The following is a 25,499-nucleotide window of genomic DNA, read 5'->3' on the forward strand; positions in this document are numbered from 1 at the left end:
GAGCATGCCTATATGCACCGATCTCCGAAAACCGCATGTCACACCGATTCGAACGACATGTCGCCCGAACCGACCTTAAAACGATACGTTGCAGACTTGTCACCGTTGTCGAATTCAGCATTCAATATGGTCTCGCCATCGTAGCCAAGCGGAAGGAAATCGCTCTCAAAGTCACCGCTGCCCACGGTGAGGCTCGCCTTAAAGCCCGTAGAGTTCGGAACCGATATCTCCACATCGCCCGAGCCCACGCTTACGTCCATCGACTTCGCGGGGGCCTGGTAGAGCTCGAACGCCACATCGCCCGAACCGACCTCGGCATTCAGGGTGTCAGTTACAGTGCCCGCGAACTCGATGTCTCCCGAGTCCAACGTCAAATCGAAGTCGTGGCACGCAATGTCCGTAATCGTCAGATCCCCCGACCCCACATTCGCCGAAATGTCCATCATGTTATCGGCAAGCTCGCGCGGCAGCTCGATGGTGACCGTACGGTCAAGCGCACGCTCGTCATCGCAGTCGAACTGGTTAATCTTGAGCGTAGAGCCCCTAATCTCGGCCAGATTTTGCGTGGCAGCATCGTAAGCAGTTACTCCTTTTGCAACGCGACCACTCTCGATGACACGCACCGGTCCATCGGAAACGTACTTGACCTCGACCGTGCCCGACGTCACGTCCAAGTCAAGCGATGTGAACGCGTCGGCATCAAACGTTTCGCTCGAAAGCTGTTGAGGCCGAGCGGAATAGTTACCGCTATCCAAAAGATCGTCCTCGTCAAGCGCATCGTCCATACCAGACAAGCCGGATACAACATCGTCGAGATCCCACGGACCATCAAAATGAATCAAAGTCCGCGAAGTGCCAAAGACAAGTCCAATGATAAGCACAAACGCTCCGATGCCAATGCCCAAGCGCCTCTTAGACTCATGCGAGAGCTTCATCATTCATCACCTTCTTTGGCACTCGACTCAGCAGTGGTCGCGGCAGCCATGCCAGCGTCAACCGCAGTGGAAACGTCCTCCCCCTTAGTCCTAGCGACCGCCGGCACCGGACCAACCTGGATATCCCCACGTGCCCAATCGCCATCGAGCGCACGCGCCACCCAGTGATAGATGGGAATCGTAAAGAAGATCAGTGCGGGAAAGGGGCTGGCACCAACCAGGAACATCAGTAAAAAGAACAGCAGCCAGCACACGGCCCAATACGGGAACGACTGGAACGGGCCCTTCACCGGAGTCGAACCAACTGCGCCGCCACTCGTCGCCTGCGCCGTAGCGGCATTGGCGGCCTGCGCACTCCAGCTTGCCGCTTGCGCCGCCTTGGCCGCAGCATCACTCGCCTGCGTTGCCGCCTCGGTAGCGCGCGCCGCCGCCTCATGGGTGCGGGCACGCTCTGCCGCCTCGGCCTCGCGCTGACGAGCGCGGTCCTCGTTCTCAAACTCGATATCGTCCTCGATCTCGTCACTCGGATTGAGGAGCTCGTCCAAACTCACGCCATAGAGTTTAGCGAGCGAGATCAGGTTCTCGGTATCGGGCGAGCTCTCCGCGCGCTCCCATTTACTGACCGCCTGGCGCGACAGCCCCAGCTTTCGCGCGAGCCCTTCTTGGCTAAAACCCTTGCTGCGACGAAGGTCGGCGAGCCGCTGCGCAGTTTCTACATTCATGGTTCCTCCTATGTGATGCCAGCCGTGCCGCCGGACCGTTTTTCTTCTTAAGGCGCCTTGCACAGTTAAAAATCTATCCGCCACCGCCAAAAGCATGCCACCTATTCTAGTGAGATTTTTGACAACCGGCGGTTGCGGGTGCATATGAGCTGCGGAAATGTGTCCAAACAAAGCAATGACCCGTAGCTTGGTTGTCCCCGTTGCGGCGTAAACGGTAGTATGGTCGTACTGTTTATTCCGCACCGCCAACGGAGGGAGTTCCGCGCCGTGAACCGCGATTTCGCCTCATCGCTCATCCAGCTCAACAATACGTTCTATCGCGAGCACTCCGCCTCCTTTTCCGATACGCGCCAGGCCCCGTGGCCCGGCTGGGTGCGCACCATGGACATCGCGCTCGAACAGCTCGACGTCGCCACGATCGAGCATCCCGTCCGCGTCTTCGATCTCGCCTGCGGCAATATGCGATTCGAGAACTTTGCCGCCGGCGGCGCACTTGCCGCCAAGGGCGTCGATGGCGCAAACCCCTCGGCAGATGCCAGCTGCCCGTTTGAGTTCTACGGCGTCGACTCATGCCAAGACCTGGCCATCGATGCACGTGGCCACGCACTGCGCATTCCCAACCTGCACTTCCAGGAACTCGACGTGCTCGACGCCCTCATGAGGCTCAACCCCGCCGAGACGCCCGACGTGCTTTTCGATGCCCCGCTCGCCGACATCTCGGTCTGCTTTGGCTTTATGCACCACGTGCCATCGTGCGAGTACCGCGTACGCGTGCTCGACGCCCTGGTGCGCCAGACACGCCCGGGCGGCATCATCGCCATCAGCTTTTGGGAGTTTATGAATGACGAGCGCATGGCGCGCAAGGCCGTTCGCGCCGAGGCCCGCGCCGAGCTCACCCCGCCGTTTGAGGGTTACGATTCCGCACAGTTTGAAGCCGGCGACCACCTCATTGGCTGGCAAAACGACCGCCACGCCTACCGCTATTGTCATCACTTTGACGATCAGCAGATCACCGACCTGGTGCGCGGCGTGCGCACGTTCTACAAGAGTGGCGAGGTTCCCGTACGCGAGCTTGAGCGTTTCCATGCCGACGGTCGCAGCGGCGAGCTCAACCGCTATGTGATTCTCAAGCGCCTGTAGGCATCGTCGACTCGCCACCGAGCCGCGCCGTAACGTTCGGGCAAGCTATGCCCACCCTTTTCCAACCCATTGACGGAACGCATGGCTATGCGTTCCACACGTATGACCAAGGAGCCTCATGGGAGCCGTCCACGTTCGCACGCCTAAGAACTTTGTGCTCGAGGAGCGCCTGGAGCGCTACGCCGATGCAATTGAGACGAACCCCGAGGCCTATGCCGGAGAGTGGCGCGAAGCCTGCGCGCCGGCCGGCAGCGTATCCTTCGCCCGCCTTCATCTGGATCTGGGCTGTGGCAAAGGCACCTATCTGGTTGAGCGAGCTCACCGTGAACCCGAAGCGCTCTTTATCGGCATGGACCAGGAGCCCATCTGCATTGCCTATGCCGCACAGAAAATCTGCGAGCAGGAGCTGTCCAACGCACTCGTCCTGCCCCGAGGTGCCGCATCGCTGCCGCAGCTGTTTGCCGCAGGCGAGCTCGACGCCATCACCATCAACTTTCCCACGCCACAGCCCAAGGCCAAGTACGCCAAAAAACGACTCGTCCATGTCGACCATCTGATGCTCTACCGCCCGCTCTTTGCAGCCGGTGCCACCGTCACACTGCGCACCGACAGCAAGCCATTGCGCGACTACGCCCTGGGACAGTTTGCCGCGGCAGGTTACGACACGCTTTGGGTAAGTGACGACGTCCGCCACGACCATCCCGAGCATCCCGAAACCGAATACGAGCAGCGCACCCGCGATATGGGCGCCACCGTCTATGGCATTTGTGCCACACCCGGCGCGCAGCCCAGTAACGATGCGCTCGCGGCGGGCCGCATGCAGGAGCAAAGTCTTGCCTGCTACCTGCCCGACGACCTCGATGAGCTCACCTATGTACCCCTGGGCATGGAAGAGGCCGTCGAGAACTTTAGAAACCGCGCCCGCAAAGGCAAAAAGCGCCTTCCGCAGGAGTCATAGGGGCTTTTGACAGTCACGTCGCCAGCGAGCAAGCGCAAATAGGCACCGACGAACGACCCTCAAGCCTAAGTGAGTAGACTTTTTAGCAATAGCCAAGCACAACCCGCATAGGAACAAGTAAAACCGCAGGTAAATCACTTACGCAAAAGCCATGTGCTGGCGAAATCGCAAAAAGTCTACTCACTTAGCTCGCGGCCGCACCAAACGGCTGAGCAGAACGCCCATTTCCTGCATTTTCTTTCGCGCTGGCACCCCGCGCCGCCGCTACGCCATAATAGTTGGCGGACAATCGCGAGAGAAAGCAAACACATGGCACAGACCACGACAGATATCGCCGCCAGCACCGTCTCCGGCGCCGGAGCCGCCAGCTCATTCTCGGGCGGCACGGGAACCGAAGCCGAATTCGGCTCACTCGGTGCGCTCTCCCCCACCTGGTGGGAGCCCGAGGACGGCAGCGAGCCCGAACCGTGGCTCACGCCCGACCAGGCCTTCGAGCGCTTCTTTGAATGGACGAGCAATCGCGGTATTGAGCTGTGGGACCACCAGGAAGAGGCCCTCATGGATCTAGCCGCCGGCGATCACGTCATTTTGGGCACACCGACCGGATCGGGCAAATCGCTCGTCGCACTGGGCATGCTCTTTATGGGCATGGCGCAGGGCAAGCGCTGCTATTACACGGCCCCCATCAAGGCCTTGGTCAGCGAAAAGTTTTTCGACCTGGTGCAGGTGCTCGGCCGCGATAACGTCGGCATGATCACCGGCGACACGCATATCAACACCAAGGCGCCCGTCATCTGCTGTACGGCAGAGATCCTCGCCAACGACGCACTACGCGAGGGCGAAGATGCCGATGTTGGCTGCGTCGCCATGGACGAGTTCCACTACTTTGCCGACCCCGATCGCGGTTGGGCCTGGCAGGTGCCGCTGCTCACCCTGCCTCACACGCAATTCATGCTCATGAGCGCCACGCTCGGCGATGTCACTGCCATCGCCGCCTCACTCGAGGAGCACACCGGCGCTGCTTGCGACTTGGTTGTCGACGCCCCACGTCCTGTTCCGCTGAGCTACGACTATGTGACGACCTCCCTCGAGGGCACGGTCGAGCTCGCCATGCGCCGTGGCGAGGCCCCGCTCTACATCGTGCACTTTAGCCAGGACGCCGCACTTGCAACGGCGCAATCCCTCGCCAACTTTGGCATTGCCAGCAAGGAGCAGCGCGAGGCCATTAAGGAGGCGGCCAAGGGCACGAGCTTCTCGACGGCCTTCGGCAAAATCCTCAAGCGCTTGCTCGGATGCGGCGTCGGCGTGCACCATGCTGGCATGTTGCCGCGCTACCGCCTGCTGGTCGAGCGCTTGGCGCAGCAGGGCCTGCTACCCGTCATCTGCGGCACCGATACGCTCGGCGTCGGTATCAACGTGCCCATCCACACCGTGGTGCTCACCGCGCTCACCAAGTTCGATGGCTACAAGATGCGTCGTCTGCGCGCCCGCGAGTTCCATCAGATTGCCGGTCGTGCCGGCCGCTCGGGCTTCGATACCGAGGGCATGGTCATCGCCGAGGCACCCGAGCACGAGATCGAGAATGCCAAGCTTATGGCCAAGGCGGGCGACGACCCCAAAAAGCTCCGCAAGATTAAAAAGAAGAAGGCCCCCGAGGGCTTTGTCACCTGGAACAAGCAGACGTTCGAGCGCCTGATCGAGACGCAGCCCGAGACACTCAAGCCGCGCCTGCGCATCACGCACTCCATGGTGATTAGCGTGGTCGAGCAGGGTGGCGATGCCCGAGCCCGCGTACACGACCTCATCGAGACGAGCCTGCAGACCCCCGAGGAAAAGGCTAAGCTCGAGGTTCGTGCCGACGAGATCTGCGCCACGCTCATCGATTCCGGCGTCGTCGTGCGCACCGAGGTGCCGCCCGCACCCGACGCTCCGGCTGACGCCGCGCCGGACATCGACTACGCACTGACGGTCGACCTGCCCGAGGACTTTGCGCTCGACCAGCCGCTCTCGCCGTTTTTGCTTGCCGCGTTGGAGCTGCTCGATCCCGAGAGCGAGACCTATACCATGGACCTGATCTCGATGGTCGAGGCAACGCTCGAGGATCCCAAGCAGGTGTTGCGCGCTCAGGAGCGCGCAGCGCGCGACCGCGCGATGGCCGAAATGAAGGCTGACGGCGTCGAATATGAGGAACGCCTGGAGCGCATCCAGGATGTCACCTACGAAAAACCGCTCGAGGACTTGCTCGACGCCGCCTTCGACAAGTACTGCCAGGAAGTGCCCTGGGCAAACGACTACCAGCTCTCTCCCAAAAGCGTCCTGCGCGATATGCTGGAAAGCGCGAGCGATTTTAAGGGTTACATTCAAAAGCTCGGCATCGCCCGCTCCGAGGGCATTTTGCTGCGTTACCTGGCAGAGGCCTACCGTTCGCTCGACCGCACCGTGCCCATCGAGAAGCGCGACGAGCGTCTGCGCGACATTATCTCGTGGCTCGGCTTTGTGGTGCGCTCGGTGGACTCGAGCCTGGTGGACGAGTGGGAGAACGCCGGCAACCCGGCAGCCCTCGATGCTGCGCCGCCGCAGGGCATCGACGAGGTCGTGGCGGACCGCCGCGGCTGCACGCTGTTGGTGCGCAACGCGCTCTTCCGCCGCGTGACCCTTGCCGCCCGCGAGCACGTTCGCGACCTGGGCGAGCTCGACGACGACTGGGGCATGAGCGAGATCCGCTGGCAAAAAGCACTCGACGCTTACCACGAGCAGCACGAGGAAATCCTCACCGACGGAGATGCCCGCAGCGCCGCGATGTTTTCCATCGACGAGTCCGACGAGAAGACCGCGCACGTATGGCACGTGCACCAGATCTTTGCTGACGAGGATGGCGACCACGATTTTGGCATCATGGGCGATGTCGATCTGGACGCCACGCAAGACGGCGGCGAGGTAATCTTCAAGAACTACCGTGTCGGCTTTATCGAGGACCTGCTCGAGGACTAGCCGGGCGCAATGGGACGAAACAAAGCGGGGCCGCTGGCAACATCGCCAGCGGCCCCGCTTTTTGCGCGATACGCTATCCCCTACTCGGCATCCTCGACCTCATACGAATCCGCCTCGGCTGGCTCATCGTTTGTCTCTGCCGCAGCCCCGCGTGCCTCGTCAAACGCTGCTTTCATGGTCTTGTTGCCCCACGTGAGCTTGCGAATGGTAAGATCGTCGGCTTTCTTGTTGGCAAGGCGCAGATTGTTCTCGGAGGACAGCAACGCCTCCTTGGTTTTCTGCAGATGGCTAATCGTCTTGTCGATCTCATCGATTGCCGTTTGGAACTTGCGGCTCGCGATTTCGTAGTTGCGGCCGAAATCGTTCTTGAACTTCTCCATCTTGGCTTCGAAGTTCGTGACATCGATATTCTGCTGCTTGTACTCCGCCAGCTCCTGCTTATAGCGAAGCGAACCCATGGCGGCATTGCGCAGCAGCGTAATGATGGGAATGAAGGACTGCGGGCGGATCACATACATCTTCTCATAGCGATAGCTCACGTCCACGATTCCCGCGTTGTAAAGCTCGCTCTCGGGCTCGAGCAGCGTGCAGAGCACCGCGTACTCACAGCCTTTCTGGCGACGATCGTGATCGAGTTTCTTAAAGAAGTCCTCGTTTTTATGCTTGGTCGCGGTCTCGTCGTTCTCGTTTTTCATCTCGAACATAATCGAAATGACCTCGTTGCCGCTCGCGTCGCACTCACGGAAAATGAAGTCTCCCTTGGTGCCCTCGGATGCATCGTTATCTTTCTCGAAGTACGCATTGGGAAACGCCGTCATGCGCAGACGGTTAAACTCGGTCTCGCAGTGCTGCTCGAGCGACTCGCCCACCATCTTGGTGGACAGGCGAACCTTCATGTCCTTAAGGCGCTCAATCTCTTCATCCTTGTAGCGAATCAGGTCATCGCTCGCGCGCTTGGCCTGCGCAAGCTCGAGCTCGTGTGCCGCCTTGGCTTGCTCCTCGCGAGAATCGCGCACCGCCAGCTCGCTCGTCAGTTTGGCACGTGCCTCATCGCGCTCTCGCTCCGCCGCGGCGACCGCCTCTGACAGGTTCATTTTTGCCATCAGTTCCTGCTCGCGCAGCTGGGCACGCAGGCCCTCGGCCTCTTGCTCGGACTGAGCCTTTGCGGCGGAAAACTTCTCTTGCACCTTCGCGCGATAGTCAGTAAGCGCGCGCTCGGCCTCGCTGCGAGCGGCATCGAGCTCACGCTGCGACTCTGCCGCGGCAGCGGCAAGCGCCATCTCCTGGGCCTTGTCCGCCGCGGCGATCCTGGCCTGCAGCTCGGCAATCTGAGCGTCGCGCGCGGACAGGTCGTTTTGAGCAGCATTGCGTGCCGCCGCCTCGGCAAGCCTGGCTTCATCATCTTTGCGCTCCAACTGCGCACGTAAATTGTCGATCTCGCGCTGAAGCTCGGCATTCTCCTTTTGAGCATCGGAACGAGCCTCAACCGCCGCGCGCTGACTTGCACTCTCGCGCTCTGCGGCAGCGCCTTCGAGCTTGGCGCGCAGCTCGGCAAGCTCAGCGTCGCGCTTGGCAACCTCTTGTGCCAGCTGCTGAGCTGCAGCGTTCTTCTGCTCGACAAACTGAGCGTCGCGCTGAGACTCTGCCTTTTGCAAAGCAGCCGTCGAGCGCGAGCGCTCAAGCTCCAGTGCCTGCTCGCCCTCGCGCTGGACCGCCTTCACGCGCTCATCCAGGTCGCGCGAGAACTCGGCATCGCGCACCTGCTTGACGATATCCGCATAACCGGACGCATCGACCTTAAAAACTTCGCCGCAATGCGGGCACTTGATCTCGTTCATGGCAGCTCCTCGATGGACGCAAATATCAACCGCCTACACTCTACCGCGCCGCACGGACAAAAAAGGCGCCGCTGCCATAATGGCAACGGCGCCAGAACCACCACAAAGGCGACTGTCCCCTTTGTGGTGGTTTGTGTGGTGGTTCGAGAATTACAGCCCAAAGAAGTCAAGGATTTGATCACGGCTTACGGGCTTGTAATCGTTGGCATCGAGACCGACATCATAGCGAAAGATAGGGCGCTCGCGATCGCGGTTGCGCGCGTTGGTGCGGTCTCCCCTGCTGTGGATATGCCCGTGCAGCATGATGGCGCCGCGCGCCTTGCCATTCCAGCTGAGCATGGGGTAATGGCTCATAACTAGACGATGGCCCTTGGCATAGCCGGGAGCAATCTCCAGGTAATCGCGTACCTCATCCCAAATCTGCGGTACGTCGGGATCTTCCCAATCACCGTCATGGTTGCCACGGATGAGCGTTATGTTCTGGCATTCGATTCGTTTACGCAGGCGCACCGCTTCCGCCATGGGCAATCGATACGTAAAGTCCCCCAGGATATAGAGGAGGTCGTTCGCAGTCACGCACTCGTTGATGACATCGATGACCTTGCGGTTCATCTCCTCGACCGAATCAAACGGCCGATCCATATCGTGCAAGATATTCGTATCGCCCAGGTGCAGGTCGGCGGTAAACCACATCATCGTCTCTGTCCTCATTTCGCAACGCGTCTAACACGTGCCTAGTATACAGACGCAGCGATGCGACAGTTACCCAAAGAGCCCGCCGAACAGTCCGCGGCGGCGCTTGTCTTGCTTTTTCGAAGCGTCGCCCTGGGCGTTCTTGTCCTGCCGCTTCTTCCGGTCCTGCTCCAGCTCATCATCGTCGATCAGCATATCCCACTCAAACGGGTCGTCCGTCAGATCGAACAGGTCATCGTCATCAAACATGACCGCCTCCATTGCCGATTAGCGAGCATCCACCACATAGAGACCAACGCGCACCTGATGCCACGGGCTGCGCTCGGGAGCAACCTGTTGCACACGGGCCTCAAATACGTCCTCGTGGCCGTAATACATCATCAAGGACAGCGGGCCGACCTCGTTTCCCGGAACATACCCAAGCTTGGTGTTGCCGTAGTAGATCGCAACCGCCTCGGGATCATGGGGGTTATCGCGCTCGGCACACAGCGTCAGTTTATCGCCCACTTTAAGATCGCCCAAGACCAAGGCGCCATCGGCATACTGAAATCCTGCAATATGAAACGACAGAAGAACACGTGAAGGCTCGTACATGGCAACTCCTCTAACGACCGAATAAACCGGCACTTAACCTTACTGAGAAGCTTACGGGCCCGTGCGGACAAAATTTCACCCGCTCGCACCTTTCGCCCATTTGCCGCAACGCTTGCGAGACAGAGCGCTTGCAGATAAGATAGAGGCACGGATGGCACCCGTTGCAGCGGGTCTTGCCAACTCCAGTGCACGTTTACATCGTGAGAAGTGGCCGTCTTCGCTTACGCGGGGGCGGCTATTTCATTCGGCCGATAAACAGGCCGAGTTCGATAGCCGCGATTAACAACGCCAGTAACGAAATAACATCGCTTACGTTCATACCAATTCCCTTCTAAAGGGAGTTGGCCCATCCGTACCCCATAGCAGTAGTCTAACGTAAATGGCAGGTAATAGGAACACTTGTTCGTATTACCTGCCATTTTCTAATGCACAAACATGCGTACGAACCTGTGCTTCCAGCTTGCATAAGGGGCGTAGCGGAATGGCACGTCCAGCCATGTTGCCTTGTTCACGATGCTCTTCTTGTGGCTAAACGTATCGAAGCTCTCGCGGCCATGGTACTGCCCCATACCGCTCGCGCCCATGCCGCCAAAGCCCATATGGCTCGTAGCCAGATGCATGATCGTGTCGTTGACGCAGCCGCCGCCAAAGGGCACGTAACGCACAAAGCGTTGCTGAGCCGCATGGTCCTGGCTAAAGATATACAGAGCTAGCGGCGTCGGACGATCCGCAATAAACGTCTCTGCCTCGTCTAGGCTCTCAAACGTCAGCACCGGCAAGATGGGGCCGAAAATCTCCTCCTGCATTACGGCGTCATCGGGGGTCACGCCGTCTAGAATCGTCGGCTCAATCTTGAGCGACGACTCGCGCGCGGTACCTCCAAGCACAACCTTATAGGGATCGATCAGCCCGCGCACGCGCGCAAAATGCTTGGCGTTGACGATATGACCGTAATCCTCGTTGTCGAGCGGATGCTCGCCAAACATGCGACGGGTCTCCTCCCTGATGAGGCCCAACAGCTCATCGTGTACGCGCGTATCGACCAGCAGGTAGTCGGGCGCCACGCAGGTCTGCCCCACGTTGAGCCATTTACCAAAGGCGATGCGCCGTGCCGCGACTTTTAAGTTTGCCGTGGCATCCACAATGCAGGGGCTCTTTCCGCCCAGCTCAAGCGTCACGGGCGTCAGGTTTTTACTTGCGCGCTCCATGACGAGCTTGCCGACCGGAACGCTACCGGTAAAGAAAATCTTGTCCCAGCACTCATCGAGCAGTGCTTCGTTCTCGGCACGGCCGCCTTCTACAACCGTCACCAGGCGCGGATCAAATGCCTCTTCGCAGATTTGCTTGAGCACCGCGCTCGATGCCGGGGCATAGGCGCTCGGCTTGATGACCACGGTATTGCCCGCGGCAAGGGCTCCAGCGAGCGGCTCGAGCGTCAACAAAAACGGATAGTTCCATGGAGCCATGATGAGCGTGACGCCATAGGGCACGGCCTGCGTCTTACACACGCTCACGGCGTTGGCGAGGTCGCACGGGCGCAGGCGTGGGCGACTCCATCGAGCAACATGCGCAATCTGATGACGAATCTCGGAAAGCGAGGTGCCGATCTCACACATATAGGCCTCGTCATGCGACTTTCCCAAATCGGTCTTGAGCGCATGGGCAATATCGGTCTCGTGTGCCCGCACCGCCTCGCGCAGGCGCACGAGGGCGCGACGTCGAGCATCGACATCAAACGTGGCGCGCGTCTTAAAGTAGGCGCGCTGTTCGCCGACAATGCGCGCGATTTCCTCGGTGTTCATGGGCCCTCCTAGTTCTCATCCTCAAACATACCACCCGCGACGACCTCGTACATACGCTCGAGCTCCAAACGGTCCATCAAAAGTGGAACGGGGTATAGCGGATTGGCCTCGGCATCGGCATGGGCCGCCATTTGCGGAATATCGGAGCGGCGAATGCCCGTCACATATTTGGGAATGCCCAAGGCGGCATTCATGCGGTCGACCCAATCGATAAAGGCCTCGGCCGCAAGACTGTCCTGCGCGTTAGCCGGCGCGATACCGGCCATGCGAGCAAGATCGGCAAGCTTGGGGGCGGCGGCGTCACCATAAGCGCGAAGCATGTGCGGCAGGATGATGGCGTTGGCCAAGCCGTGCGGAATTCCGTATCGGCCGCCCAGACTATGCGCGATGGCATGCACATATCCGACATAGGAGCGGGTAAATGCAACACCCGCTTTATACGCCGCCGAAAGCATATTGCGACGAGCGCGCATGTCGTCGCCATGCTCATAAGCCTCGGGCAAATTGTCGTGGATGAGCTGGACCGCCTGACGCGCCATCTTGCGCGTGTAGGGCGTGGTGCTACGGCCGATAAAGGCCTCGACGGAATGCGTCAGGGCATCCATGCCCGTCTGCCCCGTAATGGAGGCGGGCAGGCCGCGCGTAAGCTCGGGGTCGTGCACCGCAAAGCGCGGGATAAGCACAAAGTCGTTAATGGGGTACTTGTAGTGCGTCTCGTCATCGGTAATTACCGCCGCGAGTGTGACTTCGCTTCCCGTACCGGCGGTAGTGGGAACCGCAATAAGCAGCGGCAGGAGACGGTGGACGCGCAACAGGCCACGCATCTTGTTGATGGGCTTATTTGGCTGTGCGATGCGTGCGCCCACACCCTTGGCGCAGTCCATGGCCGAACCGCCACCAAAGCCGATAATGGCCTGGCAGGCGCTCTCGCGATACAGGGACGCCGCTTCCTCCACGTTTGAGACCGTGGGATTCGCACGCGTTTCGGCATAGACCGTAACGCCAATCCCCTGAGCCGTAAGCGCACGCTCGAGTGATGCCGTGAGTCCCAAACGAGCAATACCAGGGTCTGTCACGATAAGGACCTTCTGGATCGAGCGCTTTTGAAGCACTGCGGGCACATCCTCGGCATGCTCCAAAATGCGCGGCTCGGTATAGGGCAGGATCGGCAATGCGATGCGAAAAACCGTCTGATATGTTCGGCACCAGGCGCGGCGGGCTAGATGCATAAAGGAAACTCCTTCATTTGTTGATAGGTCAACATTTGTTCGACCGATTGTACTCATCGGCGTCCGCATATGGCTTGCAAATCGTTAATCAATCAACATCTTCACATGCCGAAAATTGTTTTATTAAAAATCATTCCTAATAGGCTTCACATTCGGTCGCATTTATGGATAATAGAACTCGTCAAGACGCACGTCCGGAGAGGGCCCTTACGGGACCGGACGAGCGCACCATCGCCATCGATCGAAAGGATCGAATCATGAAGTTTGTTTGCCCCGTTTGCGGTTATGTGGAAGAGTTCGACGGCGACCAGCTGCCCGAGGATTTCAAGTGCCCCCAGTGCGGCGTTCCCGGCTCTCGCTTCCTGAAGCAGGAGGAGGGTCAGCTCGAGTGGGCTGCCGAGCACGTCGTGGGCGTCGCCAAGATGGAGGGCGTCTCCGAGGACATCGTTGCTGACCTGCGCGCCAACTTTGAGGGCGAGTGCTCCGAGGTCGGTATGTACCTGGCCATGGCTCGCGTTGCTCATCGCGAGGGTTATCCCGAGATCGGCCTGTACTGGGAGAAGGCTGCCCACGAGGAGGCCGAGCACGCCGCCAAGTTCGCCGAGCTCCTGGGCGAGGTTGTGACCGACTCCACCAAGAAGAACCTCGAGATGCGCGTTGAGGCCGAGAATGGCGCCACCGCCGGCAAGACCGATCTCGCTAAGCGCGCCAAGGCCGCTGGCCTCGATGCCATCCACGACACCGTGCACGAGATGGCTCGCGACGAGGCTCGCCACGGCAAGGCTTTCGCCGGTCTGCTCAAGCGCTACTTTGGCTAAGCCAGCCGCCTGAGAGATAATCTCTAGCTCGATGAGGCCCGGACCGTATTGGTTCGGGCCTTTTTCGTGCCTCACGAACTTGTTAACGCCCTGAAACAGGACCGCCTTCGGCATCGGCTTCTCGTCAAAAACTAAGTGAGTAGACTTTTTTGAACTTGCCGAGCAGGCCATCCATATCACTTTATAAAGCCGCCGGTAAATGCCTTGTTACAAAACGGTCTGGTCACCAAAGTGCCAAAAGTCTACTCACTTAGAACCGCAGCCGTCCACGATCGAGCTGTTTTGTGTCTAACGGGCATCTTTCCGTCGATTACTCCCAATTTTGTCCAGTCAACGAATAGTTCGGACCGGAGTAATGTCTCAGCCCTTTGCTCATCTGAACTTTTATCACGATATTCAGCATCGAGCATCCTGCATACGGCCTTAACGATCGCGCGGAATTTATCCTCATCGAATATCTGTCTGTGTGTCAGGAGAAATACATCGTAGCCCATGGCCTGAAGGGCCGTCATGCGGTCAGCGTCACGCAAGCCATCCCCTGCGCGTCCGTGCGAGGCCTTTCCCTGACATTCAATGGCCACCTGTCGCTCTCCGTCCGGCGAAGACAGAAGTAGGTCAATGTATACGCGGGACTTGCCTACAATCGCCCGAGCACTTGCGCTTAGCGCCACTTCGACATTGAGCTCTATGCCGCAAAAACCTTCGCCTCCCAGGGATCGTGGCAACCCAAGCAACAAATACGTCTCAACCTCAAAAGGCGATGCGGCACCCAGTGGAACGAGATGAGATACCGCGACAAATCGCTTGCCGTAACGCATCCCACAAACATCTGAGCAAAAACGGTCAAGGTCTTCGCCCAAAACCAAAGCGTCGCGCCGCCATAAATTTGAGGCGGCGCCGTCCTCGGACGGACAGCGCGCCCAACCCAAGGTTGCCGGAATCGCGCCCGACTCATTTGCACGCGAAAGCTCTGCCTCGAGTGCTGCTGGCAAGGCACAAACCGTAAACAAGCCGCACATCTCCGCCAACACCAAAAGAAGCTGGAGATCCGTCAGATGCCGCGACATGATGAATGCCGTCAGCAGAGGAGACGTAACCAAAAACCCATGTTCCGTTTCCAGCACGGATTCCCTGGGGAACTCGCCTAGGAACAGCCGCTGCCTAATGCTGACAGGGCAAGTCCGCTTGCCTCTCGTCCGAACCAATGTATACAGCGGAAAGCCGAGCACAACCGTAGCCGTCGGGTTACGGGCGAGCTCGCATCGCCGCCGGTCTTCTTCCGGTCGCGGGAGCGGCGGACACAGAGCGCGGGCCTGAGGGGGCAAGCGCCAGTACTTAAAAGCCGATATGTCACAAAGTAGGTCCTTCATAGGCACAGGAAAACACGAATTTCAACCCAGCCGGTCTCGCATTGGCGCGAACGCACCGAAAACGGCGCCGAACGGACCGCTAAGTTTTCAACAGCCCTCCCCAACTGGCCAAAAGCTTGCCGAGAGCTGGACGAAGTGCTGTTGAAAACCCCATTTTTTCTCATGGAGAAGCTTTGCGCGGCAAGTGAGTAGACTTTTTGGAACATCCCGAGCAGGCCGGTCATCCTGCTTTTCAAAACCGCAGGTAGATAGCTTGTTGCAAAACTGCCTGGTCGCCAAAGAGCTAAAGGTCTACTCACTTAGGCTAGAGGGCACCCCCATTAACTGCGATTCCAGGGTATTAAGCGCATTTGAACTCAAGTCGTCATACTGGACAAGGATTCGAGTCGAGCTTTCAGGGACAGATGCGCCATCGGCACACCAAAAACAGTCACCGATATCGATAAAAGGGATGCTCGAGCGCGTGAGGGCCCGTGCAAAAGTGCTTCCGCCCGTTCCACGCTCCGCAACCACGATACAGTAAAGACCCGCATCCGCATGCTCGATCGAGACCTCTCCTGCCGGAAACACCTTCCGCACAAGCGCCATCAGGCCATCACGCGCCTCGCGAGCACGAACGCGCACGCGGTTCACATGTCGCTCGTAATCACCCGATTCCAGCAAACGCGCCAAGGCGACCTGATCGACAGAACTTACCGACGAGGCGTAGAAACCAAGGTTGCGTTTAAACCTCTCCATTAGCTCATCGGGCAGCACCATGTACGCCAAACGCAACGCCGATGAAAGGCTCTTCGAAAACGTGTTGGTGTAGATAACCGACTGAGCGGCATCGATCGACGCAAGCGCGGGAATCGGCTTCCCGGCAAGGCGAAACTCACAATCAAAGTCATCTTCGATGAGATACCGACCCGGCCGTTCAGCAGCCCAGCTCAGAAGCGCATAGCGCCGCGCAATGCTCGTCACAAGGCCGGTCGGATACTGATGGGACGGCATCAGGTGAAGGACATCGGTCCCGCTTTTCTGCAGAATGCTCAAGTCCACGCCCTCATCATCCAACGGGATATGCCGCACTTCGCAACCCATGGCCTGATAGATGCGCGTCAAACGCAAATACCCCGGGTCCTCAACGGCATACACCTTGTCGGCTCCAAGCAACTGAACCAACATGGTATCGAGCAGCTGGGCGCCCGCACCGATAACAATGTTGTTGGGGTCGACATTCATACCCCTTGTCCCGCGCAGATGGTGAGCAATTGCGCGTCGCAGCCGAGCAGTGCCCTGCGCCGGTGCGGGCGAAAAGATTTCGCGCTCGTCTTCGGATGCCAGCGTCGCCCGTAGCGCGCTTTGCCAAAGCCGCGCCGCCTCCAAAGCAGAAGGAGAAAGCGCATCGAATCGCTCGACCTGTCCGTTGATATCATGCGTGCTGGGACCCACAGAAACGGCATCTCGGTCGATGCCCCCCGCAGCCGAAGGCAAAACCGGTGCATCCGGAAGCTTGCAAGCGTAGTAGCCACGCCGCGGCTTTGAGCAAATATAACCCTCGGCAAGCAACTGGCTATATGCATTCTCGATGGTAATGACACTGATACCGAGATGACTCGCAAAGGCGCGCTTAGACGGCAGATGCTCCCCCGCCGTAATGCGTCCAGCTACGATATCATCTCGGATTTGCTGGTAAACATACTCATAAAGCGATGCTTCGCCGCGTTGTTCCAAATTGTAGTCAAGCATGAGTTTGTCACCTGACCTTATCGAGTCATTCAATTTGGTATTAGTCTGACCTTGTTATTATCTCGAAAACTGATTATTTCGCCATACCCAGCTCCCCGATAGGATGTTCCGTCAAGCAATGTACATGCCAACCAAGGGAGCAACCATGGCAGAACAGACCAGCAAGGCCGATCGCGTCAAACTCAATCGCGAGCTCGCGCAGATGCTCAAGGGCGGCGTCATCATGGACGTCACCACGCCCGAGCAGGCACGCATCGCCGAGGAGGCAGGCGCCTGCGCCGTCATGGCTCTCGAGCGCATCCCGGCCGACATCCGCGCCGCCGGCGGCGTGTCGCGCATGAGCGACCCCAAGATGATCAAGGGCATCCAGGAGGCCGTCTCCATCCCCGTCATGGCCAAGTGCCGCATCGGTCACATCGTCGAGGCGCAGATCCTGCAGGCCATCGAGATCGACTACATCGATGAGTCCGAGGTTCTCTCCCTTGCCGACGACGTCTATCATATCGACAAGACCCAGTTTGACGTGCCGTTTGTCTGCGGCGCCCGCGATCTGGGCGAGGCGTTGCGCCGTGTTGCCGAGGGCGCCACGATGATTCGTACCAAGGGCGAGCCGGGCACGGGCGACGTCGTTCAGGCCGTGCGCCATATGCGCAAGATCCAAAAGCAGATCCGCGACGTTGTTGCCCTGCGCGACGACGAGCTCTTTGAGGCAGCCAAGCAGCTGCAGGTTCCGGTCGAGCTGGTGCGCGAGGTCCATGCCACGGGCAAGCTCCCCGTCGTAAACTTTGCCGCCGGCGGAGTCGCGACCCCCGCCGACGCCGCGCTGATGATGCAGCTGGGCGCCGAGGGCGTCTTTGTTGGCTCGGGCATCTTTAAGAGCGGCGACCCCGCCAAGCGCGCCGCCGCCATCGTCAAGGCCGTGGCAAACTTCACCGACGCCAAGCTCATCGCCGAGCTTTCGGAGGACCTGGGCGAGGCCATGGTGGGCATCAACGCCGACGAAATCGAGATCATCATGGAGGAGCGCGGGCGCTAGTCCAGCAGAAAGGATCGCACATGAGCGATTATGCAGACCAAACGGTCGCCGTGCTGGCGGTCCAGGGCGCTTTTGCCGAGCACGAGGCAAGACTGTCCGAGCTGGGCGCACGCTGTATTGAGCTGAGGCAGGCGGCCGATTTGAAGCAGAACTTTGACCGTCTGGTACTTCCCGGCGGCGAGTCTACCGTTCAAGGGAAACTGCTTGATGAGTTGGGCATGCTCGAGGAGCTTCGTACCCGTATCGCTGAAGGTATGCCCGTCCTGGGCACCTGCGCCGGCCTGATTCTGCTGGCTCACGACCTTGCCGCTCATGACGATAAGGGCACGTCGCGTTTGGCAACCATGGATGTACTCGTCGAGCGCAATGCCTACGGCAGGCAACTCGGCAGCTTTCGAGCCAAGGGGCAGGTAGCCGGCATCGACGGTGAAGTGCCGCTGACGTTTATCCGTGCGCCCCGCATCGTCGAAGTGCACGGCGACACTGAGGCCCTAGCCGAAGTCGACGGTCGCATCGTCGCCGCCCGCCAAGGCAACCAGCTCGGCGTCACCTTCCACCCCGAGCTCGACGAAGACACCCACCTCCACGAACTGTTCCTGCAAATGTAGGCATCGAAATCAACAAACGAAACGAGAGTGGATAATCTCCCACCTTGAGCATGAATATGGGCTCATACCGGGAGATTATCCACTCTCATTCTTTGGTGCAAATGATCCCTTGGGGATGCCGATGTTTTGGTACCGACAGCGAGCGCCCACCAGAGCGAACAAATTGACATGAAAAGAGGACGGCATAGACCTTCTGGTCATGCCGTCCTCTTTGAATGACAAGTTGTCGCTCTGGTGGGCGCGCAGCGTCAACTAGTTACGCGGTTCGTAGAACCGCGTAACCCCTAGAAGCGGTTGCCGCGGAAGCCGCCACCGTTGCGGCCGCCACGGTCGCCACCGCGACCGCCGCGGTCGTTACCACGGTTGCCGCCGAAGCCACCACGGTTGCCACCGCGATCGCCATAGCCACCACGGTTGCCACCAAAGCCGCCGCGACCGCCACGGTCGCCGCCACGGTCGCCAAAGCCGCCACGGCCACCGCGATCGCCACCGCGACCGCCACGGTCGCCGCCACGGCCACCGCGATCGCCAAAGCCGCCGCGACCGCCACGGTCGCCGCCACGGCCACCGCGCTCGTCACGGCCGCCGCGAGGACCGCGGTCCTCGTCCAGGCCCATGGCGACGAGCGGAGCAATAACCTTATCGAGAGCGGCCATCAGCTCGGTGGCCTCCTCGTAAGAAAGCTCGGGCAGGAGCTTCTCCTTCTTGTTGGCAAGCTCGACCAGGCCCTCGGCGGCATCCTCGGCAGCGAAGACGACGATCTTGCGCATATCGCCCTCGGCGTCGTCGATGCGGCCGACCAGATCGGCAGCCTCGGCCTCGGCCATCAGACCATCGAGCTCACGAAGGCGCATGCCCAGCAGGTCGGACATCTCCTTCTGCTCCATCTTGGGCTTGAGGTCAAGCAGCTTGATGGCGCGCTCGATGTTCGCCATACGCTCGGCCTTGGCCTCCTCCTCCTTGGAAATAGCAAAGCGACGGCTACGCAGCAGGCGGGCGGCCTTCTGCATCTTGTCCATCAGCTCTTCGTCATCGTAATCAACGGCGGCCTCGACAACCTCGGCCTCCTCCTCGGCGGAAACCTCGTCAGCAGCCTCAACCTCGGCAACTTCGGTCTCCACGGTCTCGACTGCCTCAACCTCGGCAGCCATGGTCTCGTTCTCGGTCTCGTTCATGATCTCTTCGTTCTCGGACATGAGACTCCTTCTTGGCCCTCTCGGGCATCATCGCCCCATTCGCGGGGCCCGTCGCGCACTCTTTGCGCTTTAAGCATTCATGCCTCTCGGCAAAACGTCAATTAGTTTATGGTGTCGCCATCCAATCTAGCTGCAGAATCTATGTGCACACATTAATGCGACATGTACGACTCGCGGCGAGCGTACACAACCGACACCGCGAACCCGACAACGGCAATCACAGCCGCCACGCGCACGGCAACCGCAAATCCAATCGCCTGGGCAACGTCCGTCGCGACGCCGGCGGCACCGGCAGCCGCTGCAGAACTCGAAAGCAGGCCGATAAACAGCGACGGGCCAAACGACGCGGCAATCATGTTCCACGTGTTGAGCAATGCCGTTCCGTGAGGATGCTCAGCGACGGGTAGCGTCTCCAAGCCGGCCGTCTGCGAGGGGCTCAGCACCAAACCGACGCCGGCATACACTACAACGGTCAGTGCCGCGACAACGCCGATGTTCATGGTCGCCGCGGTCATCGAGATCGCAGTCTGTCCCACGGCAATCAGGGCAAAACCGACCGGCAGCAGCGGCCATGCGCCACGGGCATCCATCACGCGCCCGCCTACAATCGAGGTCACGGCATTGCAGGCAATTGCCGGCAAAATGAGCAGGCCCGCAACAAGCGCGGTCATGCCGTATGCGCCCTCAAAATAGAGCGGCAACAAAACGCTCATCGAGAACGCCGTCATCATCGACACCATCACAAGCAGGCACGCAGGCCAAAAACGAACGCTCGCCATGGGACGCACGTTAAACACCGGATGCTCGAGCTTGAGCTGGCGGGCCGCAAACAGGCCGAGCAGCACAATGGCGGCGAAGAGCGCCACGATACCGGCAATCAGATTGGTCGAGAACTCGCCTACGGAATATACAAACGCCGTGATGCCGGCCGCAAGCAAAGCAACCGACAGAATATCAAGCGTAGTGTTCGAGCGCTCTCCAACATTCCGAACGAGCTTTGCTGCCGCCGCAGCGACCACAACACCGCCCACCAGCGGCACTACGAACACAGCCCTCCAGCCAAACAACGTGCACATAAGACCACTAATCACGGGCCCAAACGCCGGCCCTAGCGTAATGCAGGCACCGCCCAGGCTCAGATACAGACCGAGCTTCTCGCGCGGAGCACAAGATAGCACCACATTCATCATGAGCGGAAACAAGATGCCCGATCCCGCAGCCTGCAAAATACGACTTGGCAGCAAAACGGTAAACGACGGGGCGACCAGGCACAGAACTTCTCCGGCGACCATGCATCCGCATGCGAAAAACAGCAGCTTGCGCGTCGAGAAACGACCGGACAGAAAGGCCATGATGGCCGTAAAGATCGACGTCACGATCATGTAGCCCGAAACAAGCCACTGCGCCGTGGTGGCACTCACCGAAAAGGCCGCCATAATGTCGTGCAGCGCCACGTTAATGATGTTCTCGTTAAACGCGGCAACAAAGGCTGCGATATACATAACGATGAGAAACGCCGAAGTGCCCGATGGCGTTGCCCTAACTTGTTGCTGAGATTTACTCCCCATGCATTTCCTTCCTCTTGGAACGACCGTCGCATCGCCCCGGAGGAACAGTCCAGGGCGAGAATGAGCCCTAGACTTACGCCAGACGCCACGCACGACGAATCTGGCCACATGGTCCAACGTCGAAAGATTGTAACGCGGACGCGCCGCTTTCCTTCCGCGCTATTATTAAAAGTCCACGAAAGCATGAGACATGAGGAGCCCGCCATGATTAAGCCCATCATGAAATCCGAGTTCTTTTTGCGCCTGCCCTCCGAAGACGCGGGACCCGACGATGCCGCGACCGGGCAGGACCTCCTGGATACGCTCCATGAGCATGAGCACGAGTGCGTGGGGCTCGCCGCCAATATGATTGGCGTGCGCAAACGCATCATCTGCGTAAAGGACGGCAGCAAGTCGCTGCTTATGTACAACCCGCAGATTCTTGAGCAGGTCAATGCCTACCAGACGAGCGAAGGATGCCTCTCGCTGATCGGCGAGCGTCCCTGTACCCGCTATCGCCGCATTAAGGTTGAGTATCTGGACGAGAACTTCGTCCACCGCATCAAAAACTTCTCGGGCTACACCGCCGAGATCATCCAACACGAAATCGACCACTGTTGCGGAATCGTTATTTAGTTCCGCCGATTCAAGAAAGCTCCCTGCAGCAAAACAACTGCAGGGAGCTTTTCATAGTGCGGAACTTCTATCCCACTAGCTCTGGCGGTAATGGTCGAAGAAGTCGGCGAGGTCTTCGAGGGACTCTTTGAGTACTTCCATGCGCGGCAGGTACACGATACGGAAGTGGTCGGGCTCAGCCCAGTTGAAGCCGCCGCCGCGCGTGATCAGGATCTTCTTCTCGTGCAGCAGGTCGAGGGCAAACTGCTCGTCATCGGTGATGTTGAACTTCTTCACATCCATCTTGGGGAAGATGTAGAACGCCGCACGCGGCTTAACCACCGAGATGCCGTCAATCTTGTTGAGCGCCTCATACACAAAGTTGCGCTGCTCGTAGACACGGCCGCCGGGGCGGATGTAGTCGTTGACGGACTGATGGCCACCGAGCGCCGTCTGAACGATCGACTGAGCCGGCACGTTGGAGCACAGGCGCATGTTGGAGAGCATGTTAATGCCCATGATGAAGTCGCTCATGCAGCGCTGGTTGCCCGAAAGCACCATCCAGCCAATACGATAGCCCGCGATCATGTGCGACTTGGAAAGGCCGCTAAAGGTGACGCAGGGCAGATCAGGAGCGAGCGAGGCAATCGAGACGTGCTCGTAGCCGTCCATGCACAGGCGGTCGTAGATCTCATCGGCAAAGATCATCAGCTGATGCCTGCGTGCAACCTCGACGATGCCCTCGAGCACCTCGCGCGGGTAGACCGAGCCCGTGGGGTTGTTGGGGTTGATGATAACGAGGGCTTTGGTCGCGCTCGTGATCTTGGACTCCATATCCTCCAGGTCGGGATACCAATCCGCCTGCTCATCGCACAGATAGTGCACAGGATGACCGCCGGCAAGGGTTGCGCACGCCGTCCAGAGCGGATAGTCGGGGCTGGGGATCAGAATCTCGTCGCCATTGTCGAGCAGCGCGTTCATCGAAAGCTGAATGAGCTCGGACACGCCGTTGCCCGTGTAGATATGCTCCATCTGAACGTTGGGCAGGCCCTTGATCTGCGAATACTGCATGATCGCCTTGCGCGCGGAGAACAGGCCACGCGAGTTGGAATAGCCTTCGCAGTCGGGCAGCTGCTGGCGCATGTCCTTGATGACCTCATCGGGCGTGCGGAAACCGAAGGGCGCCGGGTTGCCGATATTGAGCTTGAGGATGCGCTCGCCCTCGTCCTCCATACGGGCGGCCTCGTCGACGACGGGACCGCGCACGTCATACAGGACGTTATCGAGCTTGGTGGATTTAGAAAAAGTACGCATGGTGGTGCTCCTTGCAATTTGAGCTGAGGGATGGGGTTCGGGCTTGGAATCGTTGCGGGGTGATGATGCCTCGCCTTGATCGGCGTCGCCGGCAAGCAGCCAGGTAACATCGACCTCCAAAATACGGGCGAGCAGCTCAGCCACATCGCGCCGCGGAATCGTCTTGCCGCTCACATATTGGCTCATCTGACTCTTGCCGAGTTTTTTGCCGAGCATCTCCGATGCGCGGATCACGTCCGACTGGCGAACGTCGCGATCGGACATAGCCTGTCGCAGACGATAGCTAAACGTCTCTTGGGCCACTAGAACCTCCTTGCTGGCAAAGTTCAATTTATACAACACGAATTGAACCTGAGTTCAATTTAGGCAGCAGTATAACGCCGTGCTATTTCGAAAAGTTCAATTTCAAAAATAAAATGAGCAAGACCTCGAGATTTATCCCAAGGCGATAACGACGTGCACGCATTTAGAGGTATTCGAGGAAACGAGCGGCGGCAAGCGAAACATCGGCCGTTCGATATATGGCGTTGATCTGCCGATGGGGATGCCCTTCGAGCGGACGCACAGCAACATCGAACTGGCAGCGACGCAAGATGAGCGCGGGAAGAATGCTCACGCCCAGGCCATCCTCGACCATAGCCATAATCGCATAGTCATCCCAAGTCGACAGTTTTGAGCGCACCGCCAGCCCCGCCCGACGGAATAGCGGCGTAATCTCATCATCGGTACCCCGTTCCAGCAGAATAAACTGCTCTCTTGCCAAATCGGTAAGAGAGACGAACTCCGCCGTGGCAAGCAACGAATCTGTCGGCACCACCGCCATCAGCTCATCACACACTAAAGACCGTGATGCCATGCCGTTTTCTCGGGGCTCACGCGGGATAAAGCCCAGGTCGCAGCGCCCCTCCGCCACCCATTGTTCAATCTCTGAATAGTCGCCCATCAGTAACTCATAATCGACGTCTGGATAATCGGCGCGAAAACGCGCAATCACCGGCGGCAGTACGTGGGTCGCCACGCTCGAAAACGTACCGATGCAGATTTTGCCGCGCATGAGCCCACGCATCTCATCCACCCGCCGCTGCAAGCGAATGAATTCCTCGCAGAGCGCCTCGACAGCCGGCATGACCTGCCGCCCGTCGGCAGAAAGTGTCACGCCCTCGCGACTGCGGTCGAGTACCTTAAAACCCCAGTCGGCCTCGAGGTCGGCCACCATGCGGCTCACGCCCGATTGCGAATAGCTCAAGTGCTCGGCGGCGCGCGTAAAACTGCCGGCGCGTACTGTCTCGAGCAGCACCTGCATCTTTTGAATATTCGTTTCCACGGCACGTCCCCACCTTTGCATGAGTTTTTGTCATGTCATCCATGCATTATATTCGCTTTTCTTCTAAATCCACCTCGCCCATAGTGAACATGCACGGATATAGAAGGGCGGCTGCGCATGAACAACGGACTGTTTAGGTATTTGGCAGCATTGCTGTTGTTTGGCTCCAACGGCATCATCGCCGCCGCCATCGCGCTGCCGAGCTCCGACATCGTGCTGCTGCGCACCTTTCTGGGAGCCCTCTCGCTCGTCATCATCCTTGCCATCACCCAACGCCATAACTTGCAGGCGCCATCTCGCCCCCGCGAAGCTGCGGCCCTGATCCTCTCGGGGGCCGCGCTGGGCGCCAGCTGGATTTTTCTGTTCCGCGCCTATCAGACGATCGGCGTCGGCATCTCCTCGCTGCTGTACTACTGCGGCCCCATCATCGTCATGGCTCTCTCACCGTTTATCTTTGGCGAAAAACTGACCAGCGGCAAAATCGCCGGGTTCACCGCCGTTGCTTGCGGTGCTTTTCTCATTGCAGTACAAGGTCTAGGCGGCAATATGCCCATTGCGGGTATCGCCTGCGGCATCGCCTCGGCATTTTGCTATGCGCTGATGGTCATCGCTAGCAAGGGTGCGCCACACGTCGAAGGCCTCGAAAACTCCGCGCTCCAGGTGAGCGCCGCCTTTATGACCGCGCTGGTCCTTACGCTCCTCACACAGGGCGCCCCCTCGTTCCTCTCCCCCAGCATTGCCGCCGGCATCGATTGGCGCGCCGTCGCCATGCTCGGCGTCGTCAACACCGGCATCGGCTGCCTGCTCTACTTTAGTGCTGTCGCCAAGCTGCCCGTGCAGACCGTCGCGGTTGTCGGCTACCTCGAGCCGCTTTCGGCAGTCGTGTTCTCCGCCGTCCTTTTGGGCGAGACCATGACGCCAATCCGCCTCATGGGCGCCGCGCTCATCATCGGCGGCGCGGTCTTTTGCGAACTCGCCGGCAAACGCGCAAGCACCAAGGCCGGTATCGCCCAGGCAGCGCGCGCTTAAGGGACATTT

At 59.2% G+C, this 25,499-nt stretch carries 22 protein-coding genes; 8 read left to right on the forward strand and 14 right to left on the reverse strand.

The window, feature by feature from the left end; translation table 11 throughout:
- Nucleotides 1-38: 38 nt before the first annotated feature.
- Both DXD39_RS08065 and DXD39_RS08070 read right to left on the reverse strand, forming a co-directional pair.
- A complete protein-coding gene (locus tag DXD39_RS08065) occupies nucleotides 39-935 on the reverse strand; it encodes a DUF4097 family beta strand repeat-containing protein (RefSeq protein ID WP_158565490.1) in 897 nt (298 codons plus the stop codon).
- Nucleotides 935-1,657, reverse strand: a complete 723-nt coding sequence (locus DXD39_RS08070; RefSeq protein WP_117803737.1) for a helix-turn-helix domain-containing protein — start codon at nucleotides 1,655-1,657, stop codon at nucleotides 935-937. Before DXD39_RS08070 ends, DXD39_RS08065 begins: the two co-directional genes overlap by 1 nt.
- A gap of 267 nt (nucleotides 1,658-1,924) precedes the next feature.
- Here DXD39_RS08070 and DXD39_RS08075 point away from each other — a divergent pair, with 267 nt between their 5' ends.
- The 3 genes from DXD39_RS08075 (at nucleotide 1,925) to DXD39_RS08085 (ending at nucleotide 6,746) form a co-directional block, all read left to right on the forward strand.
- Nucleotides 1,925-2,797: a hypothetical protein gene (locus DXD39_RS08075; RefSeq protein WP_117803738.1), complete on the forward strand. Its 873-nt coding sequence runs from the start codon at nucleotides 1,925-1,927 to the stop codon at nucleotides 2,795-2,797.
- Nucleotides 2,798-2,915: 118 nt separating this feature from the next.
- A complete protein-coding gene (locus DXD39_RS08080) occupies nucleotides 2,916-3,755 on the forward strand; it encodes a tRNA (guanosine(46)-N(7))-methyltransferase TrmB (RefSeq protein ID WP_117803739.1) in 840 nt (279 codons plus the stop codon).
- 309 nt (nucleotides 3,756-4,064) lie between these two features.
- Complete coding sequence (locus DXD39_RS08085; RefSeq protein WP_117803740.1) at nucleotides 4,065-6,746, forward strand: RNA helicase; 2,682 nt, start codon at nucleotides 4,065-4,067, stop codon at nucleotides 6,744-6,746.
- A gap of 80 nt (nucleotides 6,747-6,826) precedes the next feature.
- Here the strand turns inward: DXD39_RS08085 and DXD39_RS08090 are convergent, their stop codons facing one another.
- The 6 genes from DXD39_RS08090 to DXD39_RS08115 form a co-directional block, all read right to left on the reverse strand.
- Entirely contained in the window at nucleotides 6,827-8,584 is a 1,758-nt protein-coding gene (locus tag DXD39_RS08090; RefSeq protein ID WP_117803741.1) for a DUF2130 domain-containing protein, read from the reverse strand.
- Nucleotides 8,585-8,734: 150 nt separating this feature from the next.
- Entirely contained in the window at nucleotides 8,735-9,295 is a 561-nt protein-coding gene (locus DXD39_RS08095; protein WP_117803742.1) for a metallophosphoesterase, read from the reverse strand.
- A 51-nt stretch (nucleotides 9,296-9,346) separates the two neighbouring features.
- The gene (locus DXD39_RS08100; RefSeq protein ID WP_117655200.1) at nucleotides 9,347-9,526 is read right to left on the reverse strand and encodes a hypothetical protein; all 180 of its coding nucleotides are present in this window, start codon (nucleotides 9,524-9,526) and stop codon (nucleotides 9,347-9,349) included.
- An 18-nt stretch (nucleotides 9,527-9,544) separates the two neighbouring features.
- Complete coding sequence (locus DXD39_RS08105) at nucleotides 9,545-9,871, reverse strand: HIRAN domain-containing protein (protein WP_055250700.1); 327 nt, start codon at nucleotides 9,869-9,871, stop codon at nucleotides 9,545-9,547.
- A 422-nt stretch (nucleotides 9,872-10,293) separates the two neighbouring features.
- Nucleotides 10,294-11,673 (reverse strand): aldehyde dehydrogenase, encoded by a 1,380-nt coding sequence (locus DXD39_RS08110; protein ID WP_117803743.1) that lies wholly within the window; start codon nucleotides 11,671-11,673, stop codon nucleotides 10,294-10,296.
- Nucleotides 11,674-11,681: 8 nt separating this feature from the next.
- Complete coding sequence (locus DXD39_RS08115; RefSeq protein WP_117803744.1) at nucleotides 11,682-12,902, reverse strand: iron-containing alcohol dehydrogenase; 1,221 nt, start codon at nucleotides 12,900-12,902, stop codon at nucleotides 11,682-11,684.
- A 254-nt stretch (nucleotides 12,903-13,156) separates the two neighbouring features.
- Between DXD39_RS08115 and DXD39_RS08120 the strand changes: the two genes are divergently transcribed.
- A complete protein-coding gene (locus DXD39_RS08120; RefSeq protein WP_070097113.1) occupies nucleotides 13,157-13,720 on the forward strand; it encodes a ferritin family protein in 564 nt (187 codons plus the stop codon).
- A gap of 242 nt (nucleotides 13,721-13,962) precedes the next feature.
- On the opposite strand, the gene DXD39_RS08125 is transcribed toward DXD39_RS08120, so the two are convergent.
- Together DXD39_RS08125 and DXD39_RS08130 are read right to left on the reverse strand one after the other, a co-directional pair.
- Nucleotides 13,963-14,844 (reverse strand): hypothetical protein, encoded by an 882-nt coding sequence (locus DXD39_RS08125; RefSeq protein WP_117803745.1) that lies wholly within the window; start codon nucleotides 14,842-14,844, stop codon nucleotides 13,963-13,965.
- Between the two features lie 537 nt (nucleotides 14,845-15,381).
- On the reverse strand, nucleotides 15,382-16,821 hold the full coding sequence (locus DXD39_RS08130; protein ID WP_117803746.1) for a PLP-dependent aminotransferase family protein: 1,440 nt from the start codon (nucleotides 16,819-16,821) through the stop codon (nucleotides 15,382-15,384).
- Between the two features lie 145 nt (nucleotides 16,822-16,966).
- Here DXD39_RS08130 and pdxS point away from each other — a divergent pair, with 145 nt between their 5' ends.
- Nucleotides 16,967-17,857, forward strand: coding sequence for a pyridoxal 5'-phosphate synthase lyase subunit PdxS (pdxS, locus tag DXD39_RS08135; RefSeq protein ID WP_117803747.1), 891 nt, complete (start codon nucleotides 16,967-16,969; stop codon nucleotides 17,855-17,857).
- 20 nt (nucleotides 17,858-17,877) lie between these two features.
- A complete protein-coding gene (gene pdxT / locus DXD39_RS08140; protein WP_117803748.1) occupies nucleotides 17,878-18,465 on the forward strand; it encodes a pyridoxal 5'-phosphate synthase glutaminase subunit PdxT in 588 nt (195 codons plus the stop codon).
- A 284-nt stretch (nucleotides 18,466-18,749) separates the two neighbouring features.
- Here pdxT and DXD39_RS08145 read toward each other — a convergent pair whose 3' ends face one another.
- Both DXD39_RS08145 and DXD39_RS08150 read right to left on the reverse strand, forming a co-directional pair.
- Nucleotides 18,750-19,661: a hypothetical protein gene (locus tag DXD39_RS08145; protein WP_117803749.1), complete on the reverse strand. Its 912-nt coding sequence runs from the start codon at nucleotides 19,659-19,661 to the stop codon at nucleotides 18,750-18,752.
- Nucleotides 19,662-19,813: 152 nt separating this feature from the next.
- Nucleotides 19,814-21,229: an MFS transporter gene (locus DXD39_RS08150; RefSeq protein ID WP_117803750.1), complete on the reverse strand. Its 1,416-nt coding sequence runs from the start codon at nucleotides 21,227-21,229 to the stop codon at nucleotides 19,814-19,816.
- Nucleotides 21,230-21,433: 204 nt separating this feature from the next.
- On the opposite strand from DXD39_RS08150, the gene DXD39_RS08155 reads away from it, so the two are divergent.
- A complete protein-coding gene (locus DXD39_RS08155) occupies nucleotides 21,434-21,844 on the forward strand; it encodes a peptide deformylase (RefSeq protein ID WP_117774396.1) in 411 nt (136 codons plus the stop codon).
- A 75-nt stretch (nucleotides 21,845-21,919) separates the two neighbouring features.
- Here the strand turns inward: DXD39_RS08155 and DXD39_RS08160 are convergent, their stop codons facing one another.
- Nucleotides 21,920-23,401 carry an aminotransferase class I/II-fold pyridoxal phosphate-dependent enzyme gene (locus DXD39_RS08160; protein ID WP_117757320.1) on the reverse strand — a complete coding sequence of 494 codons (1,482 nt, stop codon included), beginning with the start codon at nucleotides 23,399-23,401 and terminating at the stop codon, nucleotides 21,920-21,922.
- Between the two features lie 202 nt (nucleotides 23,402-23,603).
- Nucleotides 23,604-24,461, reverse strand: a complete 858-nt coding sequence (locus DXD39_RS08165; RefSeq protein WP_233541149.1) for a LysR family transcriptional regulator — start codon at nucleotides 24,459-24,461, stop codon at nucleotides 23,604-23,606.
- A 117-nt stretch (nucleotides 24,462-24,578) separates the two neighbouring features.
- Here DXD39_RS08165 and DXD39_RS08170 point away from each other — a divergent pair, with 117 nt between their 5' ends.
- A complete protein-coding gene (locus tag DXD39_RS08170) occupies nucleotides 24,579-25,490 on the forward strand; it encodes a DMT family transporter (protein WP_117803752.1) in 912 nt (303 codons plus the stop codon).
- Nucleotides 25,491-25,499 lie beyond the last annotated feature (9 nt).

Origin of the sequence: Collinsella sp. TM04-29 (genome assembly GCF_003466565.1) — a bacterium.
In the GTDB taxonomy this organism is placed as follows: domain Bacteria; phylum Actinomycetota; class Coriobacteriia; order Coriobacteriales; family Coriobacteriaceae; genus Collinsella.